Origin of the sequence: Kallipyga massiliensis ph2 (assembly GCF_000311985.1) — a bacterium.
Taxonomy (GTDB): Bacteria; Bacillota; Clostridia; order Tissierellales; family Peptoniphilaceae; genus Kallipyga; species Kallipyga massiliensis.
The window spans coordinates 200601-202654 of the sequence record NZ_HE978586.1 but is presented as its reverse complement, the minus strand read 5'-3'; the positions used below and the strand labels follow the sequence as shown (position 1 = coordinate 202654).

Here is a 2054-nt window from a genome sequence, read left to right as displayed (position 1 = left end):
TTGTGGCTTTGACCGGATATGTGGCCCGATCCATGAGAAAAGTAATCCAGTGAGTCATTTGATTAAAGAAGAGAGACCGATGGTGATTTTGGTCACCATCGGTTTTTCTTTCAGTTTATGTTCATCCTTCGTTATCGATTTTTTTCTCAAAGCGAAAAGGTTTACACTCCAGGATTTCTCGTTTATGATAAACTAAGTATTATTCTATATTTTTGAAGCATTTTTTGAACAATCATTCTGAAGAAAGTAGAGAATGCCCTTATGGGCGGAAACGGAAAACAAAGGAGTGTGTCATGTCAAAGTCTAAGTTTCGGAAAGTGCCGGGAATGATCCTATCCCTGGTCCTGGCCTGCCTGCTGGCTGTTACGCCGTTGGCAGAACCTGAGGTTAAGGCAGATTTGATGGTAAACAATGTAGGGGTTCCTGATTTTTTCACGGCTAATTTTGTGTACGAGAAAAAAATCGATATGAGGAATGCCTCTGATCGAAAAGCAATTCCTAATGCGGATTTTGATTTTGACCTTTGGACCGTCTCGGCAATCGAAAAAGAGGCCAAGGAAAAAGAAGCAAAGTATGGAATTGGTAACACTTTTACCGATGAGGACCGGGATAGGGCTTATCGGATCAATGAAGGGAAATTGCGTGATGGTGCCTTCTTTATTCCTTTCAGCCATGTGAGTTTTCGTGAGAGTGATGTCTATGACCCCGTTCTCACCGATCTTATTGATCAGAGATTTGGAAATGAAAAGCTTGGAGAAGAGGTGATTGACCATATTCTTAAATATGATTGGGGAATGATGACCTCCAGCGATCGGGGACAAACCGCCATTGCTCGAAAACCAACCGATGCTGAATTGGCTCAAAGAAAAGAAGATGAAAAAAGCGGCACTTGGCCGGAAGACACCATTGCATGGAAACTCCCTTTCTTTGTTGATCCGAATGAGGAGAGTCCGGGAAGTTTTGAGGAGGGCGGTCAATGCCTTTGGGAGTATGACTTTGATAGCTTCAGCTATTCAGAACAATTCAAATTGAAATATAATCAAGCCGTGCATTATTTCCCCTACACCTATAAGAAACCGCTAATCACTCACCAGGAAAAGGACGCCTCGGGGAATTATATTTCCTTGTCCAAGGGTCTTTTACTGCCCCATGAGTACTACAATATGATTGAAAAATTAAAAGATATTGTGGACTCAACGGTTGACTGGGAATCGGGTGAATCCTCTAGTAATTACACTGATGATAATGGGATAGACATTTATCCGGTTTTTCGATATCTCTTGAAAGAGAGACAAGCTGAAGGATCTTCTTTTATTTCTAATAAAGAGGTTAAAATTGTTGATATCATCCCCGCACTGAATAATATGTTGATTTTCAACAATTTGGATGAAGCCAACGAATTTTATGAGAATGAGATAAAAAATGAGAACGGATTCGATTACCGATCTCTTGCTCAGAATTATGCGAAAACGGCCACATTTACCAACGAATACAAGCCCAAAACGCCGCCTGTCGTTGTCGTTCCGGTTAAGAGGACCGTTTCTGTTGCCAAGCGTTGGGTGGATGAGGACAACCGGGACAAGAAGCGTCCGGAATCCGTCACCATTCAGCTTTTGGCCGATGGGAAAGACACTGGCAGAAGCCTGGTTCTGAATGCGGAAAATGGTTGGTCAGGGCATTTTGATGATTTGCTGAAGACGGAAAACGGAAGAGAGATCGAGTATACCGTCAAGGAAGTCGGCTCGATGAAGGGCTATGTTTCCGCAATTACCGGCGATCAAAAAGCGGGCTTTATCATCACCAACACCTATCAGACGGAAAAGATCAAGATTGAAGGGAAGAAGACCTGGGAAGATGGGGACAATGTGGACGGCAAGCGTCCGGAATCCATCACCATCCGTCTTCTGGCCAATGGGGTAGAAAAGGATAGTCGGAAGGTCACCGAAAAAGAGGGGTGGAAGTGGACCTTTAGCGACCTGCCCAAGTTTGAGAAAGGGAAGAAAATCACCTACACCATCGCTGAAGATCCGGTAGAGAACTATACATCGGAAGTT

The 2054-nt window shown here is 43.5% G+C and carries 2 protein-coding genes; both read left to right on the top strand.

What is annotated here, in order from left to right; genetic code table 11:
* A partial coding sequence (locus tag HGKM_RS08935; RefSeq protein ID WP_218916882.1) for a hypothetical protein occupies window positions 1-196 on the top strand: 196 nt, incomplete at its 5' end.
* A 28-nt stretch (window positions 197-224) separates the two neighbouring features.
* Window positions 225-2054, top strand: a 1830-nt coding sequence (locus HGKM_RS07610; protein ID WP_154645949.1) for a Cna B-type domain-containing protein, incomplete at its 3' end; no start/stop codon positions are given.